The sequence below is a fragment of the Paenibacillus marinisediminis genome (assembly GCF_054343325.1).
In genome coordinates this window covers 1,008,456-1,024,135 of the sequence record NZ_JBTGUH010000001.1, presented here as the reverse complement: position 1 = coordinate 1,024,135, position 15,680 = coordinate 1,008,456, and the positions used below count along the sequence as shown (strand labels likewise).

At 46.4% G+C, this 15,680-nt stretch carries 17 protein-coding genes; 13 read left to right on the top strand and 4 right to left on the bottom strand.

Annotated features, from left to right (window positions below; translation table 11 throughout):
• Nucleotides 1-16 precede the first annotated feature (16 nt).
• From ACXX53_RS04855 to ACXX53_RS04830, 6 genes are all read left to right on the top strand, one after another.
• Entirely contained in the window at nt 17-202 is a 186-nt protein-coding gene (locus ACXX53_RS04855; protein WP_458567445.1) for an H-type small acid-soluble spore protein, read from the top strand.
• A 246-nt stretch (nt 203-448) separates the two neighbouring features.
• Nucleotides 449-925 (top strand): tRNA (adenosine(37)-N6)-threonylcarbamoyltransferase complex ATPase subunit type 1 TsaE, encoded by a 477-nt coding sequence (gene tsaE, locus ACXX53_RS04850; RefSeq protein ID WP_458567444.1) that lies wholly within the window; start codon nt 449-451, stop codon nt 923-925.
• Nucleotide 926: 1 nt separating this feature from the next.
• The gene (tsaB, locus tag ACXX53_RS04845; RefSeq protein WP_458567443.1) at nt 927-1,793 is read left to right on the top strand and encodes a tRNA (adenosine(37)-N6)-threonylcarbamoyltransferase complex dimerization subunit type 1 TsaB; all 867 of its coding nucleotides are present in this window, start codon (nt 927-929) and stop codon (nt 1,791-1,793) included.
• Nucleotides 1,794-1,896: 103 nt separating this feature from the next.
• Nucleotides 1,897-2,355, top strand: coding sequence for a ribosomal protein S18-alanine N-acetyltransferase (gene rimI / locus ACXX53_RS04840; RefSeq protein ID WP_458567683.1), 459 nt, complete (start codon nt 1,897-1,899; stop codon nt 2,353-2,355).
• 72 nt (nt 2,356-2,427) lie between these two features.
• Nucleotides 2,428-3,441, top strand: a complete 1,014-nt coding sequence (gene tsaD, locus ACXX53_RS04835; RefSeq protein WP_458567682.1) for a tRNA (adenosine(37)-N6)-threonylcarbamoyltransferase complex transferase subunit TsaD — start codon at nt 2,428-2,430, stop codon at nt 3,439-3,441.
• Nucleotides 3,442-5,023: 1,582 nt separating this feature from the next.
• Entirely contained in the window at nt 5,024-5,158 is a 135-nt protein-coding gene (locus tag ACXX53_RS04830) for a hypothetical protein (RefSeq protein ID WP_458567442.1), read from the top strand.
• A 76-nt stretch (nt 5,159-5,234) separates the two neighbouring features.
• Here ACXX53_RS04830 and ACXX53_RS04825 read toward each other — a convergent pair whose 3' ends face one another.
• Nucleotides 5,235-7,193, bottom strand: a complete 1,959-nt coding sequence (locus ACXX53_RS04825; protein WP_458567441.1) for an ABC-F family ATP-binding cassette domain-containing protein — start codon at nt 7,191-7,193, stop codon at nt 5,235-5,237.
• Between the two features lie 254 nt (nt 7,194-7,447).
• Between ACXX53_RS04825 and ACXX53_RS04820 the strand changes: the two genes are divergently transcribed.
• From ACXX53_RS04820 to groL, 7 genes are all read left to right on the top strand, one after another.
• The gene (locus tag ACXX53_RS04820) at nt 7,448-8,119 is read left to right on the top strand and encodes a 5-formyltetrahydrofolate cyclo-ligase (protein ID WP_458567440.1); all 672 of its coding nucleotides are present in this window, start codon (nt 7,448-7,450) and stop codon (nt 8,117-8,119) included.
• A gap of 26 nt (nt 8,120-8,145) precedes the next feature.
• On the top strand, nt 8,146-8,634 hold the full coding sequence (moaC, locus tag ACXX53_RS04815) for a cyclic pyranopterin monophosphate synthase MoaC (RefSeq protein WP_458567439.1): 489 nt from the start codon (nt 8,146-8,148) through the stop codon (nt 8,632-8,634).
• Nucleotides 8,635-8,667: 33 nt separating this feature from the next.
• A complete protein-coding gene (locus ACXX53_RS04810) occupies nt 8,668-9,168 on the top strand; it encodes a MogA/MoaB family molybdenum cofactor biosynthesis protein (protein WP_458567438.1) in 501 nt (166 codons plus the stop codon).
• 99 nt (nt 9,169-9,267) lie between these two features.
• Nucleotides 9,268-9,537 (top strand): twin-arginine translocase TatA/TatE family subunit, encoded by a 270-nt coding sequence (tatA, locus tag ACXX53_RS04805; RefSeq protein ID WP_458567437.1) that lies wholly within the window; start codon nt 9,268-9,270, stop codon nt 9,535-9,537.
• A gap of 89 nt (nt 9,538-9,626) precedes the next feature.
• Nucleotides 9,627-10,406: a twin-arginine translocase subunit TatC gene (gene tatC, locus ACXX53_RS04800; protein ID WP_458567436.1), complete on the top strand. Its 780-nt coding sequence runs from the start codon at nt 9,627-9,629 to the stop codon at nt 10,404-10,406.
• Nucleotides 10,407-10,760: 354 nt separating this feature from the next.
• Complete coding sequence (groES, locus tag ACXX53_RS04795) at nt 10,761-11,042, top strand: co-chaperone GroES (protein WP_458567435.1); 282 nt, start codon at nt 10,761-10,763, stop codon at nt 11,040-11,042.
• Nucleotides 11,043-11,153: 111 nt separating this feature from the next.
• Nucleotides 11,154-12,785, top strand: a complete 1,632-nt coding sequence (gene groL, locus ACXX53_RS04790; protein WP_458567434.1) for a chaperonin GroEL — start codon at nt 11,154-11,156, stop codon at nt 12,783-12,785.
• Between the two features lie 76 nt (nt 12,786-12,861).
• Here the strand turns inward: groL and ACXX53_RS04785 are convergent, their stop codons facing one another.
• From ACXX53_RS04785 to ACXX53_RS04775, 3 genes are all read right to left on the bottom strand, one after another.
• The gene (locus tag ACXX53_RS04785; RefSeq protein ID WP_458567433.1) at nt 12,862-14,031 is read right to left on the bottom strand and encodes a site-specific integrase; all 1,170 of its coding nucleotides are present in this window, start codon (nt 14,029-14,031) and stop codon (nt 12,862-12,864) included.
• Nucleotides 14,032-14,100: 69 nt separating this feature from the next.
• Entirely contained in the window at nt 14,101-14,301 is a 201-nt protein-coding gene (locus ACXX53_RS04780) for a helix-turn-helix transcriptional regulator (RefSeq protein WP_458567432.1), read from the bottom strand.
• Nucleotides 14,302-14,383: 82 nt separating this feature from the next.
• Nucleotides 14,384-15,277, bottom strand: coding sequence for a phage/plasmid replication domain-containing protein (locus tag ACXX53_RS04775; protein ID WP_458567431.1), 894 nt, complete (start codon nt 15,275-15,277; stop codon nt 14,384-14,386).
• Nucleotides 15,278-15,680: the final 403 nt, after the last annotated feature.

Genomic DNA, 15,680 nt, shown 5'->3' with positions numbered 1-15,680 from the left:
GCAGGAGGTAGTAGAGATGGATGCAGAGCGTGCGAAGCAGATATATGAGATGAAGGATACGGTGGAAGTGCGGCTGGACGGCGAGCAATCGGTATGGATTGAAAATGTAGACGAAGCAAACGGTATGGCAACTGTTCAGGTAGGCACCAATCCAGTAAATACGCGCACCGTAAACGTGGATCGGTTAGTTGAATCACCTTAATCCATAATGGCCGCTAATTCTGCTTAATGAGCATGGATGAGCGGCTTTTTTCGATAATAAGGAACAATTCATTATTTGGAAAGTGTAAGAGCGCTAGGAGAAAGCTTGACCAGTGTGGTACGTGGAGATGCTTGCGGAAATTCATTTGTGATATAATAGATTGTTAGCTGGCTTCATCGAGAGTAAATTCTGGTTGAAGGCTTAATGAAGCGATAATCATTGATTACAGCCCAGGAGGGGATTAGGATGCAAACGGCTAATTATGCTGTTCGCTCCATGAGTGAAGCAGATACGGAACGGCTGGCGGAGCGCATCGCACGTCACTGCGTACCTGGTACGGTCATTGCTCTGGATGGAGATTTAGGCGCGGGTAAGACAAGATTCTCCCAGGCGATAGCGAAAGCATTAGGAGTTGTCGGAGTGGTAAATAGTCCGACTTTCACGATCATTAAGGAATATGAAGGCGAGAGCATGCCTCTTTATCATATGGATGTATACCGCATATCGATGGCCGAAGCGGATGAGCTGGGGTTGGACGAGTATTTTTACGGGGATGGCGTGTCTCTTGTAGAGTGGTCCAGCATTATTACTCCGTTGCTCCCGCCTAAGCATCTGCACTTGTATCTGCAGGTGGAAGGGGAACAGGAGCGAATTATTCGCATGACCGCTTATAGCGAGCCTTATGCAACTTGGTTGAATGAACTGAAATGGAGTGGATTGTAAAATGGCAGGAAACGAGGAAGGATTGCAGAACGTAATAGGCATCGATACGTCAACAGCGGTTATGACAACTGCGCTGTTAGAGCAGGGGCGTATCTTGGCGTCAGAACGGTATGATGCGGAACGCAATCATTCGATTAAGCTGGTGCCTGCGATCCAGCAGTTGCTTAAGGAGCATCATTGGACTGCTGAGCAGGTGGACGGCATTGCAGTTGGTATTGGACCAGGCTCCTATACAGGCGTGCGGATTGCGGTTACGGCGGCGAAGACGATCGCATGGGCGTGGAACAAGCCTATTGTCGGCGTTTCTTCTGTAGAGGCGCTTGCTTGGAGCGGGTTAGCGGCTGCAGAATCGTCATCTGATTCGGATGACGTATCAAGCATTCTTGGTGGCGCCGAGTATTTGGTCTATCCGATGACAGATGCGCGCCGCGGACAGGTGTTTACAGGTTGTTTTCGCGGGCGATTCGCTACGGGCTCCACGCTTGCGCAGGCATCAAGCGGCGTGAACATGCCTAGCGGCGTTTGTGAGCGAATCAAGCAGGACGCGATTCGTTTGTTCAGCGATGTGGCGGCTGAGCTTGCAGAGGAGCTGGAGATCGATAAGGCGCTGCAGGTGCTGCTGGTCGGTGAGACTGGAATCCAGCAGGAGCAGGTTGAAGCGCTCGTTCAGCGGTTCGGGCAGCGCGTGCATGTTGTTCCATGCGAGGTAGACGCAGCATGGATCGCGAAGCTGGGCGCTGCTGCGCTTGCAAACGGACAAGCGGATGACGTACATCGCTTGGAGCCGAATTATACGCAGCTTGCGGAAGCAGAAGTGAAGCTGAACGCCAAGGAAAAGGCGGCAGCACAGCACAATCAACAGCCTTAAGCCTATAGGCTGCGAAGGGAGAAGGGATGGCAGCGTGCAGCATAATGGAGACCAGAATACCGCAGAATCAAATAGATGTGCGGCAGTTACGTACATACGCGGAATGGAAGTGGCGGATCTCGATGGTGTGCTCGAAGTCGAGCATGCATCGTTTACTGTGCCGTGGACGAACAATGCATTTCAAAATGAGCTGACTAATAATCTATTTGCTCGATATCTCGTAATCGAGCATGAGGGCAGAATTGCGGGATATGCTGGCATGTGGACCATCGTGGATGAGGCGCATGTGACGAACATTGCGGTCCATCCTAACTTTCGAGGTCGAGGCTGGGGAACTTGGCTGCTGCGTGAATTGATTGCGCGCGGGCTTGCGCTCGGCATGGTGAAGATGACGCTGGAGGTTCGGGTCTCGAATACGACAGCTCAACATTTATACCGTAAATTTGGCTTTGAACCAAGCGGTGTGCGCAAGAAGTACTACACGGATAATAACGAAGATGCGCTCATTATGTGGTCGGATCTGACTTCTTTATATGACAATAACGAGAATCAAAGCGGGTGAATACAAGTGGACGGTGAACAACAGAAGGAACGCGTAGAGGGATCGGAATTGACAGGTAACGATAGTATTATTATGGCGATTGAGACGAGCTGTGACGAGACATCTGTAGCTATTGTGAAAAATGGTAAGGAAGTACTCTCCAATATGGTATCCAGTCAGATCGATGTGCATCGCCGTTTTGGAGGCGTAGTGCCAGAGATCGCTTCGCGCAAGCATGTGGAGACGATAACGGTCATGCTGGAACAGGCATTGGAAGAAGCAAAATTAACGCTGAGAGACGTTAATGCAATCGCGGTTACACAAGGACCTGGGCTCGTGGGTTCGCTGCTGGTAGGTATTGTGGCGGCGAAGGCATTAGCTATGGCAACGGAGCTTCCGTTGATCGGCACTCATCATATTGCAGGACATATATACGCGAATCGCTTGGTAGCGGAGATCCAGTATCCATGCATGGCACTGGTCGTATCCGGCGGACATACGGAGCTCGTATATATCGCGAGCGAAGGGCAGTTTGAAGTAATCGGGCGCACGCGCGATGACGCGGTTGGCGAAGCGTACGATAAGGTTGCGCGTGCGGTAGGCTTCCCGTATCCGGGCGGCCCGCATATTGATCGCTTGGCGATGGAGGCGGATGAGTCTGTTGATCTGCCCCGCGCGTGGCTGGAGCCGGATTCCTATGATTTCAGCTTTAGCGGGTTGAAGTCGGCGGTGCTCAACGTCGTGAACCAATCGAAGATGCGCGGTGAACCGCCGATGTATGCAGCGATAGCGCGCGGCTTCCAGGAATCCGTCATCGACGTCCTCGTTGAGAAGTCGATGCGCGCGGTGCAGCAGTATGGCGCGAAGCAGCTGCTGCTGTGCGGCGGTGTAGCGGCAAACCGCGGCCTTCGCGCGGCGCTTGCCGCACGGTGCGAGGCTTCACAGCTGCCGCTGCTCATCCCGCCGTTTGAATACTGCACAGATAATGCCGCTATGATCGGCGCGGCGGCACATCTAAAGTGGAAGCACGGCCAATTCGCCGAGCTTGACTTCAAGGTGGCCCCGCTCTTCACATTAGAAGGCTGGTCCGTTACGAACCACCAATAATTTGTAAGCCCGTCATCTCTATTTATGGAGATGACGGGCTTTTTTTGTAATGCGCGCTCAAGCAATAAAGTTCCTTAAGGCATTCTCTATTCATTATCCCTTTCGCTCAGAATGGGATAGTAAGGAAGCCTATGTATCTCTCAACCAGCATTTGCCCATTATCCCATTACCTCAGAACGTGATCAGCCTAAGCGAGAGGGATAATGAGCTAATGGAGATAAAGAGGTAGTGTGTATCGTTATGCTGGAAAAGCTAACGGTGGATCAAATGATTGAGTAAGCACAAATGTATCTCAACAGCATTTGCCCATTATCCCATTACCTCAGGACGGGATCAGCCTGAGCGAAAGGGATATTAGGCAAACGAAGATAAAAGAAGTAGTGTATTTCATCGTACAGGAAAGGCTAACGGTGGATCAAATGATTGAGGAAGCACAAATGTATCTCAACAGCATTTGCCCATTATCCCATTACCTCAGGACGGGATCAGCCTGAGCGAAAGGGATATTAGGCAAACGAAGATAAAAGAAGTAGTGTATTTCATCGTACAGGAAAGGCTAACGGTGGATCAAATGATTGAGGAAGCACAAATGTATCTCAACAGCATTTGACCATTATCCCATTACCTCAGAACGGGATCTGCCTGAGCAATAGGGATATTGGGCAAAAGAAGAAAAAGAGGCAGTGTGTCTCATCGTGCAGGAAAGGATAACGGTGGATCAAATGATTGAGGAAGCACATATGTCTCTCAACAGTGTTTGCCCATTATCCCATTCCTCAGGACGGGATCAGCCTGAGTAAGAGGGATATTGGGCGAAAGAAGAAAAAGAGGCAGTGTGTTTCATCGCGCTGGAAAGGGTGCGCATTTTTAGATTTGGTCTAGCTAGTAGGTTGTGTGGCGTATTAGTTTATTTGTCTATCGGTGAATCGAATGATTGAGTAAGCGCATATGTGTCTCAACCAGCGTTTGCCCATTATCCCATTACCTCAGCACGGGATCAGCCTGAGCGTGGGGGATAGTGGTCAAATGAAGATAAAAAGAGATAGTTTGTACTCGTGCTGGAAAGGTACGCATTATTAGATTTGGTCTTGCGAGCAGATAGTCTGTGCAAGAGGTAACAGGGGTTTTCCCCGTTACAGGGTAGAGGGCGAGCACGGAGGAGTGAGATAACGGGGAAAAACCGTTTTACGAGTGCGCGGCATAGAGCGAAGAGGTCTTCGCGCAAGAGGTAACAGGTTTTTTCCCCGTTACAGGATAGAGTGCGAGCGCGGAGGGGGGAGATAACGGGGAAAAACCGTCTAACGAGAGCGCAACGATGGGAGGAATAGAGGTGCATGTGTAAAAGGGTACAGTGCGGGGGGTTAAGCAGAGGTTAGCTGGAAGTTAGGCGAAGGTTAGGTGGAGGTTGGGCTACCAGTACAAGGTTGCAGCGGTATGAAGATGTTGCAATGTTTGTAAGATATGGGTTGTGGGTAATATTTATCCACATATTCAATGGATGTTGTGAATAATGGGGCGCGATGCCTGATGGGGGTGGGGTTTCATTTTTGCGAAAAAGGGGATATGTTTTTCAAGATAGTCTGTGGATAATGTGGATAGTGTGGATAAAACGGTGGATAATGTTGGTTTAGGACGTGGTGAGCCCATAATTACAGGAATAAGTGGTCGTAAAAATGATGATGTTTGTTCACAGTTTCTGCGTCGTGGTTGTGTGTAACTTTTCCAGAATAATCGAAGAAACTGAAACAAAAAAGAGCCAGACTCTGCAGCAAACAGAGCCTAGCTCATTTACATCATTCCATACAAGTTTCCCATTCTGCATAAGCTGTTTCTAGCTTGGTGCGCACATTATCGACTTGCTGTTGGATCTCTTGCACACGCAAATAATCGTTGTATACGTCAGGCTGCGTAAGCAGCGCTTCTTGTTCCTCCAATATCTGCTCATATTCGGCAATCTGCTGCTCCAGCTGCTCGGCGCGGCGCTGACGTGCGCGCTCCTCACGCTTTGCTTGCTTGTCCTGCTCATATTGTGATAAGCCGGAACGATTGTCACTAGCAGCAGAAGGCGAGCTGACACCTGCTTTGCTTGCTGTTGACGAAGATGCAGCTAAAGCCCGCATTGCCTGTTCCTCATCAAGCTCACGCTTCTTCTCCACATAATCATCATAGTTGCCTAAATAGGACTCTGTTCCTTCAGGGCCGAGCTCCACGATGCGTTCTGCCATCTTGTTCAAGAAGTAGCGGTCATGGGAAATGAATAGCAGCGTGCCCTCGTAATCAATCAGTGCGGATTCCAGCACCTCTTTACTGAACAGGTCCAAATGGTTGGTCGGCTCATCGAGAATCAGGACATTGGCCTCCAGCAGCATGAGCTTGGCAAGGGCGACACGAGCCTTCTCGCCGCCGCTTAAGCTGCCGACCTTCTTCTGCACATCGTCTCCGCTGAACAAGAAATTGCCCAGCACGGTGCGGATTCTAACCTCATCCATATGAGGATAAGTGCCCCACAGCTCTTCGAGTACCGTTACATTAGGATTAAGATTCGTTTGTTCTTGATCGTAGTAGCCAAGCTTCACATGGGTGCCCCATTGATACGAGCCCTCCGACAGCTCATGGCTGCCGATTAAGGCTTTAAGAAGCGTCGATTTGCCAACGCCGTTAGGACCTATCAGCGCGACGATCTCGCCGCGATCCAGGTTCAGATTGGCGTGACGGAACAACGGCTGCCCTTGTTCATAGGCAAATGAAGCCTCCTTCACTCGCAGCACGTCCTTGCCGCTCTGGCGCTGAATGTCGAATGAGAAGTTGGCTCGCTTCAAATCGCCCAGAGGACGATCGATACGATCCATCTTCTTGAGTGCCTTGCGGCGGCTCTGCGCGCGCTTTGTGGTCGAAGCTCGCACGATATTGCGCCGTACGAAATCCTCCAGCTTAGCGATCTCGTCCTGCTGTTTCTCGTACTGCTTCATCGCCTGCTCATACTCCGCAGCCTTGAGCTCCATATAGCGTGTGTAGTTCCCTGTATAACGTTTCGCCTGATGACGCTCAATCTCTACAATGGACGTAACCATCGCATCGAGGAAATATCGGTCATGGGATACGACTAGCACAGCGCCTGGATATGAACGCAAGTACTGTTCGAGCCAAGTCAATGTATCGATATCCAAATGGTTGGTAGGCTCGTCCAACAGCAGCAGATCAGGCTGCTGCAGCAGCATGCGTGCAAGAGCGAGGCGAGTCTTCTGACCGCCGCTCAGGGTATGAACGGGCGTCTCGGGATCCGTATCACCGAATCCCATACCGTTCAAGATGCCGCGTACCTTCGCTTCCATTGCATAGCCGCCCTGCTCACGGAACCAGTCAGACTTTTCCGCATATCGATGCATCGTTTCTTCATATAAGGCAGCATTATCCGCAAGAGCTGGATCCGCAATCTGATGCTCCAGATCTCTCAGCTCCTGCTCCGCCTCAATCAAATGAGTAAATACCTCGATCATCACAGCCCAAATTGAGCGATCCGAGTTCAGACCGCTGTTCTGCGCTAGATAGCCGACCCGCGTTTCTTTCGCCTTGAAGACACTGCCCTCATCTGCTTGAAGCTCGCCTGCGATGATCTGCAGCAGTGTTGACTTGCCTGCGCCATTGACTCCAACAAGACCAATACGCTCGCGATCTTGCAGATGAAACGATATATTGTTTAACACGGGAGTAATTCCGTAATGTTTGGAAATGTTATTAATTTGAAGCAGCATTGATATCTCCTCCGTATGGACAAACTATCCTTAGTTTACATGAAAAGTGGAGTTAACGCGATGTTGTCAAGCAAATTAGTCCTTGTAGCTGGCAGGAAAGTGTTAAGGGTGGTAAACTAGACTTGAAATTGCAGAAAATTCGTGAAAAATGATGTACAGCATATGTTAACGTTCGAATTATGCTCATATATGGCTTTCTATCACCTGATATTCACGATAATGACCTAGCCACCCGCCAAGGAGGATATCGAGGCATGAATGATGCTTATCAGCAGTCCGATGCTTTACGGAAAGTAGATATTCGAGCTCGATGCAAGCAGTTGCGCGGGGAGATGGCCGCTCATGATCGCCTAAGATGGAGCGAGAGTGCTTGTGAGCTGGCATGGAGAGGCCTGCAGCCTATCCTGCAGAAAGCAGACGGACCGTTAAGAGTGTTTGGATATATGCCGTTCGGTTCGGAATTGGATATTGTGCCGCTCCTGCTAAGACTTCGAGCGGAAGGACATATCATCTATATTCCGCGTACTCAAGTAAAGGAGCATCATTTGTCATGGTATGCATGGACAGATCAATTGCCCCTTGCTCAGGGCGTATTTGGAATTATGGAGCCTTCTGAGCATGCATTGCCTATATCAGAGCAGGAATGTGAGCTGGCAGATATCGTATTCGTTCCAGGACTAGCCTTCGATCGAAGAGGAGGGCGTCTCGGCATGGGGGCAGGGTATTATGACCGCTTTTTATCCAGATGGTTCAGCTTGAATACGGATTCACGAGATGCGACAGCATCTGCAACAATACCGATTTTATGGAGTCTTATATATAAATGGCAGCTGTTGGATGAGATTCCGATGGAGCCGCATGATGTCCCGATTAACGTTATCGTTACGGAAAACGAGCTCATCCGAACCCGGATAGACGAATCTTGATAGCTAAAGGGGGATCATGACGATTAATGGATACGAACGAACGATTGACTCATTTTAATGAACAAGGACGAGCTCGTATGGTGGATGTGACAGATAAGAATGAAACAAGCCGTACAGCCGTTGCGCGAACAACAGTCCAAATGCACCGGGATACTTTAGCTAGAATTAAGCAGGGTCAGATTGCTAAGGGAAATGTGCTCGCCGTTTCGCAAGTAGCAGGGATTATGGCGGCCAAAAATACTTCACAGTTTATTCCGATGTGTCACCCGCTTATGCTAACGGGCATCAACATTACTTTTCAAGATGATGACGCAGAGGTATTAACGATAGAGGCTGAAGTAAAGACAACGGGCAAGACCGGCGTTGAGATGGAGGCGCTCACGGCTGTGACTGCCGCGGCATTGACCGTGTATGATATGTGCAAGGCGATGCAGAAGGACATGGTTATAGGCCCAACTCAATTGATTAGCAAATCTGGCGGCAAGAATGGAGATTACTCCTTAGCAGCCGATTGATGATAAGGACTCAATTCGAAGGGAGGAACAGAGATGAATTGGAAAGTGGCGATCTTGACTGCAAGCGACAAAGGCTCGCGCGGAGAACGTGAAGATACAAGTGCACAAGTCATTCGCGAATTAGTGGAGGAAGAGATAGGCGGGGAAATCATTGAATATCGAATCGTCCCGGATGAAATGAATGACATCTCGGCTTCTCTCATCGAGATGGCGGATTATTTCAGGGCGGATCTTATTTTGACGACTGGCGGTACAGGACTCGCGCCGCGCGATGTTACTCCTGAAGCGACGCTCAAGGTTATTGATCGCGTCGTTCCTGGAATAGCGGAGGCTATGCGCGCCGCATCCATGTTGAAGACGAGAAGCGCGATGCTCTCGCGCGGTGTGTGCGGTATTCGCAACCGGACGCTTATTATTAACCTTCCAGGCAGCCCGAAGGGCGTGCATGATAATCTGATGGCGGTCATTGATCAGCTCCCTCACGCATTGGATGTAGCAAGCGGACGCTTTCATGACCATGACGGATTGATCTGATCTTCAAAAATTTTTGATAGTTTAGGTATTTTATGGCACTTGGATATGATATGATCTACATTACAGGAAATTATGTCCAATGAAAGGAGAAGATTCGATATGAGCACTATTGGAATCCCAGGCATTATCTTACTTCTCATTCTTGCCCTACTCTTGTTTGGTCCGAACAAGCTTCCAGAATTGGGACGCGCCTTTGGCCGTACATTGAAAGAGTTCAAGGCAGGTGCTAGCGACATTATGGGCGATGATAATTCCAGCAGTTCTTCGCGAAAAGAAGTTCATGCAACTGAATCAGCATCTGCTCCAGTTGTCACTCAAATACCTCAACAGGCACAAGCTAACGAGACATCCCGCCGCCTGCCAGAATAATCAGGTGATGCATCTTGGATTCAGACTGTATCTAATTAGTGCTGATTTAGTCTGACCTCACATTTAGCAAGGAACAGGTTGGTGTTGGTATGCCTCTCATTGATGACGATCAGATGTCTATCATTGATCATATTACTGAACTGCGCAAGCGGGTCATTTATGTGCTGATTATGCTGGTTGTCGGTCTGGTGGGTGGATTGGTTGCAGCGGATCCTTTATACCAATTCGTCATATCAAGACCGCCGGCGAATGGTTTCCAGTTTCACAGCTTCTCGCTGTGGGATGGAATTGGCATCTATATGAAATTTGCCTTGATCGTCGCGTTTGCCATATCGCTGCCATTTGCGATGTATCAGCTATGGGCATTCGTAAGTCCTGGATTGAAGCCGAATGAACGCAGAGAAACGCTTAAGTATATTCCATTCGTGTTTGTACTTTTCTTATTAGGTGTCACTTTCGCCTATACTGTCGTGCTGCCGATGGCATATCAGTTTACTGCTGGAATCAATCAAGGCTTGAATCTCGAAGAAACGTACGGGATTACACAGTATTTCAACTTCATGTTTAATATTATTCTCCCTTTGGGGATTCTATTTGAGCTTCCGCTTGTCATTATGTTTCTGACGGCTATTCGAATATTGAACCCGATCCGATTGCGCAAGATGCGGAGATTCGCATATTTTGGCCTCATTGTGCTCGGGGTTACTTTATCGCCGCCGGACTTTATATCTGACTTCCTAGTCTCGATTCCGCTGATCATTCTGTATGAGCTCAGTGTGATTCTCTCATCCTTCATCTATCGGAAGCAGTTGAAGAAGCAGCGGGAATGGGAAGAAGAATTCGATAGCGGTGCAACAACTGCCTCTTGAGAAATACATAGACAAGCGTAATGCTTCACTTATCATTCCTGCTGTCCAGCTTATTTAGCGAAGTCGTTATGATACTAGCATGCAAGCTCTGCTCTTGAATCCAGTGAGGATGTGAGAGCAGGGTTTGCATTATTTGTATGACCATAGGATAAAATGGTGAAGGCAGGAGCGTCAGTACAAATTTACATTAAACCACTTGCAAACCGGGTGCAAAATCAGTATCATAATAATTGTTATTAGCACTAGACACTTTCGAGTGCTAATAATATGGCTAACAAGTGTTTATGAACATGACCGCCATAAGGCGATGTGTTCCAACTTATAATTTCATTTGGTCAAAGGAGGCTATTTTTCATGATCAAACCTTTAGGAGAGCGCGTATTGATCGAAGCAATCGCGAAGGAAGAAAAGACCGCTTTCGGTATCGTATTGCCGGATACAGCGAAGGAAAAGCCGCAAGAAGGTAAAGTAGTAGCTGTAGGTAACGGTGTATGGAAGGATGGTCAACGTGTACCTTTGGAAGTTAAAGAAGGCGACGTTGTAATCTTCTCCAAATATGCTGGCACAGAGATCAAATACGATGGAAAAGAATATTTGATTATGAAAGAAAGCGATATTCACGCGGTAATCGGCTAATAGGCGGATGACGCGGAATGAATCTTTCCGCACATTAGAGGTTCCTACATAGGAACGCAGGACATATAGGTACGAACATTATAACGAATCGAATCAAGGAGGTATTTTTCAATGGCAAAAGAAATTTTGTTCTCTGAAGAAGCTCGCCGTTCCATGCTTCGCGGTGTGGACGCTCTTGCGAACGCAGTTAAAGTAACACTTGGACCTAAGGGCCGCAACGTGGTATTGGAGAAGAAGTTCGGATCTCCGCTCATCACAAACGACGGTGTAACTATTGCAAAGGAAATCGAACTGGAAGATGCATTTGAGAACATGGGTGCTCAACTGGTTAAAGAAGTTGCTACAAAGACTAACGATGTAGCTGGTGACGGTACAACTACTGCTACAGTTCTGGCTCAAGCGATGATTCGCGAAGGCTTGAAGAACGTAACTGCAGGCGCTAACCCTATGGTTGTTCGCAAAGGTATCGACAAAGCTGTTCGCGCTGCTGTAGCTGAACTTCAAGAGATCGCTAAGCATGTGGAAGATTCCCAAAGCATCGCTCAAGTTGCTTCCATCTCTGCTGCTGATGAAGAAGTTGGCGCATTGATCGCAGAAGCAATGGAGAAAGTCGGCAAGGATGGCGTTATCACTGTCGAAGAATCCAAAGGGTTCAACACTGAGCTTGAAGTGGTTGAAGGTATGCAATTCGACCGCGGTTATGTATCTCCATACATGATCACGGACACTGACAAGATGGAAGCTGTTCTCGACAACGCTTATATCTTGATCACAGACAAGAAGGTTTCCAACATTCAAGAAATCCTTCCTGTACTTGAGAAAGTCGTTCAACAAGGCAAGCAATTGCTGATCATTGCTGAAGATGTTGAAGGTGAAGCACAAGCTACATTGATCGTGAACAAGCTTCGCGGCACATTCACTTGCGTAGCTGTTAAAGCTCCAGGCTTCGGCGATCGCCGCAAAGCAATGCTGCAAGATATCGCTGCATTGACTGGCGGTCAAGTGATCACTGAAGAGCTCGGCCTTGAATTGAAATCGACTACGATCGATCAATTGGGTACTGCTCGTCAGATCCGCGTTACAAAAGAAAACACAATCATCGTTGACGGCGCTGGCGCTAAGCAAGATATCGATGCTCGCATCAAGCAAATCCGTACACAACTCGATGAAACAACTTCCGAGTTCGACAAAGAGAAGCTGCAAGAGCGTCTTGCTAAATTGGCAGGCGGCGTAGCAGTAATCAAAGTTGGCGCGGCTACTGAAACTGAATTGAAAGAGCGCAAACTGCGCATCGAAGATGCTCTGAACGCAACTCGCGCAGCAGTTGAAGAAGGTATCGTTGCAGGCGGCGGTACAGCTCTTATTAACGTATACGGTGCGGTTAAAGCTGTATCTGCAGCTTCCTCAGATGAGCAAACAGGCGTGAACATCGTGCTGAAGGCTCTTGAAGCTCCAATCCGCACAATCGCTGACAATGCTGGCCAAGAAGGCTCCGTTATCGTTGAGCGCTTGAAAGGCGAAAAAGTTGGCGTAGGCTACAACGCTGCTACTGGCGAGTGGGTGAACATGATCGAAGCTGGTATCGTTGACCCAGCTAAGGTTACTCGTTCCGCATTGCAAAATGCAGCATCCGTTGCAGCAATGTTCCTGACGACTGAAGCGGTAATCGCTGATAAGCCAGAGAAGAACGCTCCTGTTATGCCTGACATGGGCGGCATGGGTGGAATGGGCGGTATGATGTAATAAGGGGTTAGATCCCTTATGCAGCAAGGTTTTCCTGAGTAGGGAACGCTAAATGCTCACAATTTGCTCACATTGATTATAGGAAGCTTCTCATCAGTTCACTGAACTTGTGGGAAGCTTCTTTTTTCATTGGTTTTGTGATGTGCATATAAATAGTTCTTGTGATCTCATCATCCTTATGTCCCAACCGCTCCATTATAGTCTCAAGACTCACTCCAGCTTCAGCAAGTAAAGACGTATGTGTATGACGGAGGGAATGGGGAGTAAGATTTTGATTAAGACCTGCTATTCTAAGAAGTCTCCGCATACGATTCCCTAAAGTCTTGGTGATTTCAGGATAACCAGCGTTTTTATCGGTTTTTGTGAATACAAAGTCATCATAATAGAATTCTGTTCCTAATTGGAGCCTTAGCTCATTCTGTCTTGCTTTATGTTTCCTTAACTCATCTAAAACAATAGGAGCAACATCAATAGTGCGAATAGAGGTTGATGTTTTTGGTGTAAGGAGTATAAATTCCTTTACTTTGTTTTTTGGATTATAGTAAGTTTTAGTGATACGGATTGTTTGTTCGTCAAAATTGATGTCTTTCCATTTGAGAGCGCATAATTCGCCAGCGCGCATCCCACTATATGCCAATGTCACAAACATTGCAATGTCACCAAACAATCCTTTTTCTTGTGCAGTCTTTAGAAACTTAGCTAGTTCTTCCTTTTCGAGATATTTTACATTGAGTTCTTCATTTTCAAGATCATCAACAGTCTTCTGAGTTTTTGGAAGCTTAAAAAATTCTGTTGGATCTTTTGCAATGACACCAAGTTCTACAGCTTTCTTAAATATCATTCTGCCAGTGGAGTGAATGCCTTCAAGTGTACTGTCCGCCAAGTTCTGCACTTTCAAATCATTGAATGCGTCCTGATACATTTTCTTGGTGATCGATTTGATTTTTTTCTGTGAAAAATAAGTTAGAAGGTGTCCTAGCTCATGTTCTCTAACTCGAACAGTGCTGATCTTCACTAGTTGTTTATATCCTTCTAGCCAAGTTGTTGAAAAATCCTTGAATAAAGTATTTTTTTCTTCAATATAAGTACCTTTGTTAAGTTCGGCAAGTAGACTTGCGCAGGCTGCTTCAGCTTCCTTCTTCGTTCTAAAACCTCCTTGCGTTTTTTGTTTTCTCTTTCCAGTTAGAGGGTCATTTCCAACATCTACAGCGTAATACCAGGTACTGCCGCGTTTATGAATACGCATTTTAAAACCTCCTGATGATTTGATATGTTTGATGATATATAGTTAATCAAGAGGAATTCTCTTGAATACCTATCCAGCTTTGATATGATTCCTTTGCTTTGTATTGAGCCATGCGAAGAATTCATCACGGTATACAACTTTTCTTGAGTTGATCTCCAGTAGAGGGAAGCTGGGATCTTTGAAAATTTCATACACTGTAGATTTGCTGAAACCAAGTATTTCTTGAACGTGCTTCTTTTGAAGAATTATTGGATAGTCTGTCTTATTCATGGTTTCACTCTCCTCGATGTGATTAGACACATTAATTGTATCTGTAATGATAAGCCAATAATGTTACAATTGTGCGCGTTTTTTATGAGGCCTTATAATATGGAATCGATAACATCGTTAGTGCACTCCTTCTTTGATCTAAAAAAGGTTGGAGTGCTTTTATTTTTTTATAGAAAGTGGATTGGCTATAGAGTTCTTTTGTTGCTTGTTCACCTAGCTTTTCAAGTATTAGCCCAAAGCCCAACATTCTCTCAATCATCGTTATTGAATGTGAGTTGAGCAAATCAGGACTTATAAAATCATCGTAATCTATATCAATAAAAGTGAATAAAGGTTCAGCCAGCTTTAGCGTTCGGTTACAGAATTCAATATTCAAGAAATATGATGCGATTCTCTTGCTTGAGTATTGACGCAATTGTTGTTTACAGCATTTTATCTCTAATCGCAAAATTCCAAATGCTTGATGTGTGAGTTGTGGATTTTTTCCTTTCGCTTTCATTTGTTTGTACTTATCATAAACAGTGACTCGAGAGGATTTATTTTTGAACACAACAGATTGATTTTGGTTATATAAACAGGTAGCCTTCCTAGGCAGACTCTTTTTCGCGATCTGCACGATGAATCGGCTTACTTGGTTCCCGACATCGAAGTTATGACAGACGTCGATACGAGATGCAATCCACTCTTCCCTTTGAATGGATACAAGAAGAGTTCCTAGCAATTCATCATGCAATTGCTCCCAAAACATGTTGATGTGTTCTGGTTTGAGAAGCGTGACATTGTTTCCATAAAGGAATTTAGGAATAGAAAGTTGAATGGTCAGCTTCTGCTGCTCTGGATTGTACTCAAAAAAAGGAACTCTCGGATTCATTATGGTGTACGTATATCTATTCCACTCGACCTTCGTACCGCTTTTTTTAATTTTTTCTATATCAAGTTCAATATGGTCTGCTGTCATGCGAATTGTGTCGAACATAGGTGTTCCCTCCTTGAAGTTTGATCTAGGTGTTGCCATGATGTCATTTTAGGTTTCCAAAGATTATTGTTGATCAAGGAGTAGCGCTACTGTTTCTCAAAAATGAGAAGTAATTACTGATGTTATAGAATCCGAAGGCTGACCGTGCACTTTGTCATCTTTTGATCGGGAGCTATACCACTCAGTACTGATCTTGAGGCAAGTATAGAAAATTGAAAAAAGCATGTCCACTTTTACTACCTTGCTCTTAAAATCATCTGATCTTGCTTGATCTTGAGGCAAGTATATGAAAATGAAAAAAATAAATCCAGTTTTACTCCCATATCTTCTAAAATAGGAATATCTAGTTTCATGCTTACTGATAAAGCAGGTCAAAATGTGGGGATGAAAATCAAATAAAATA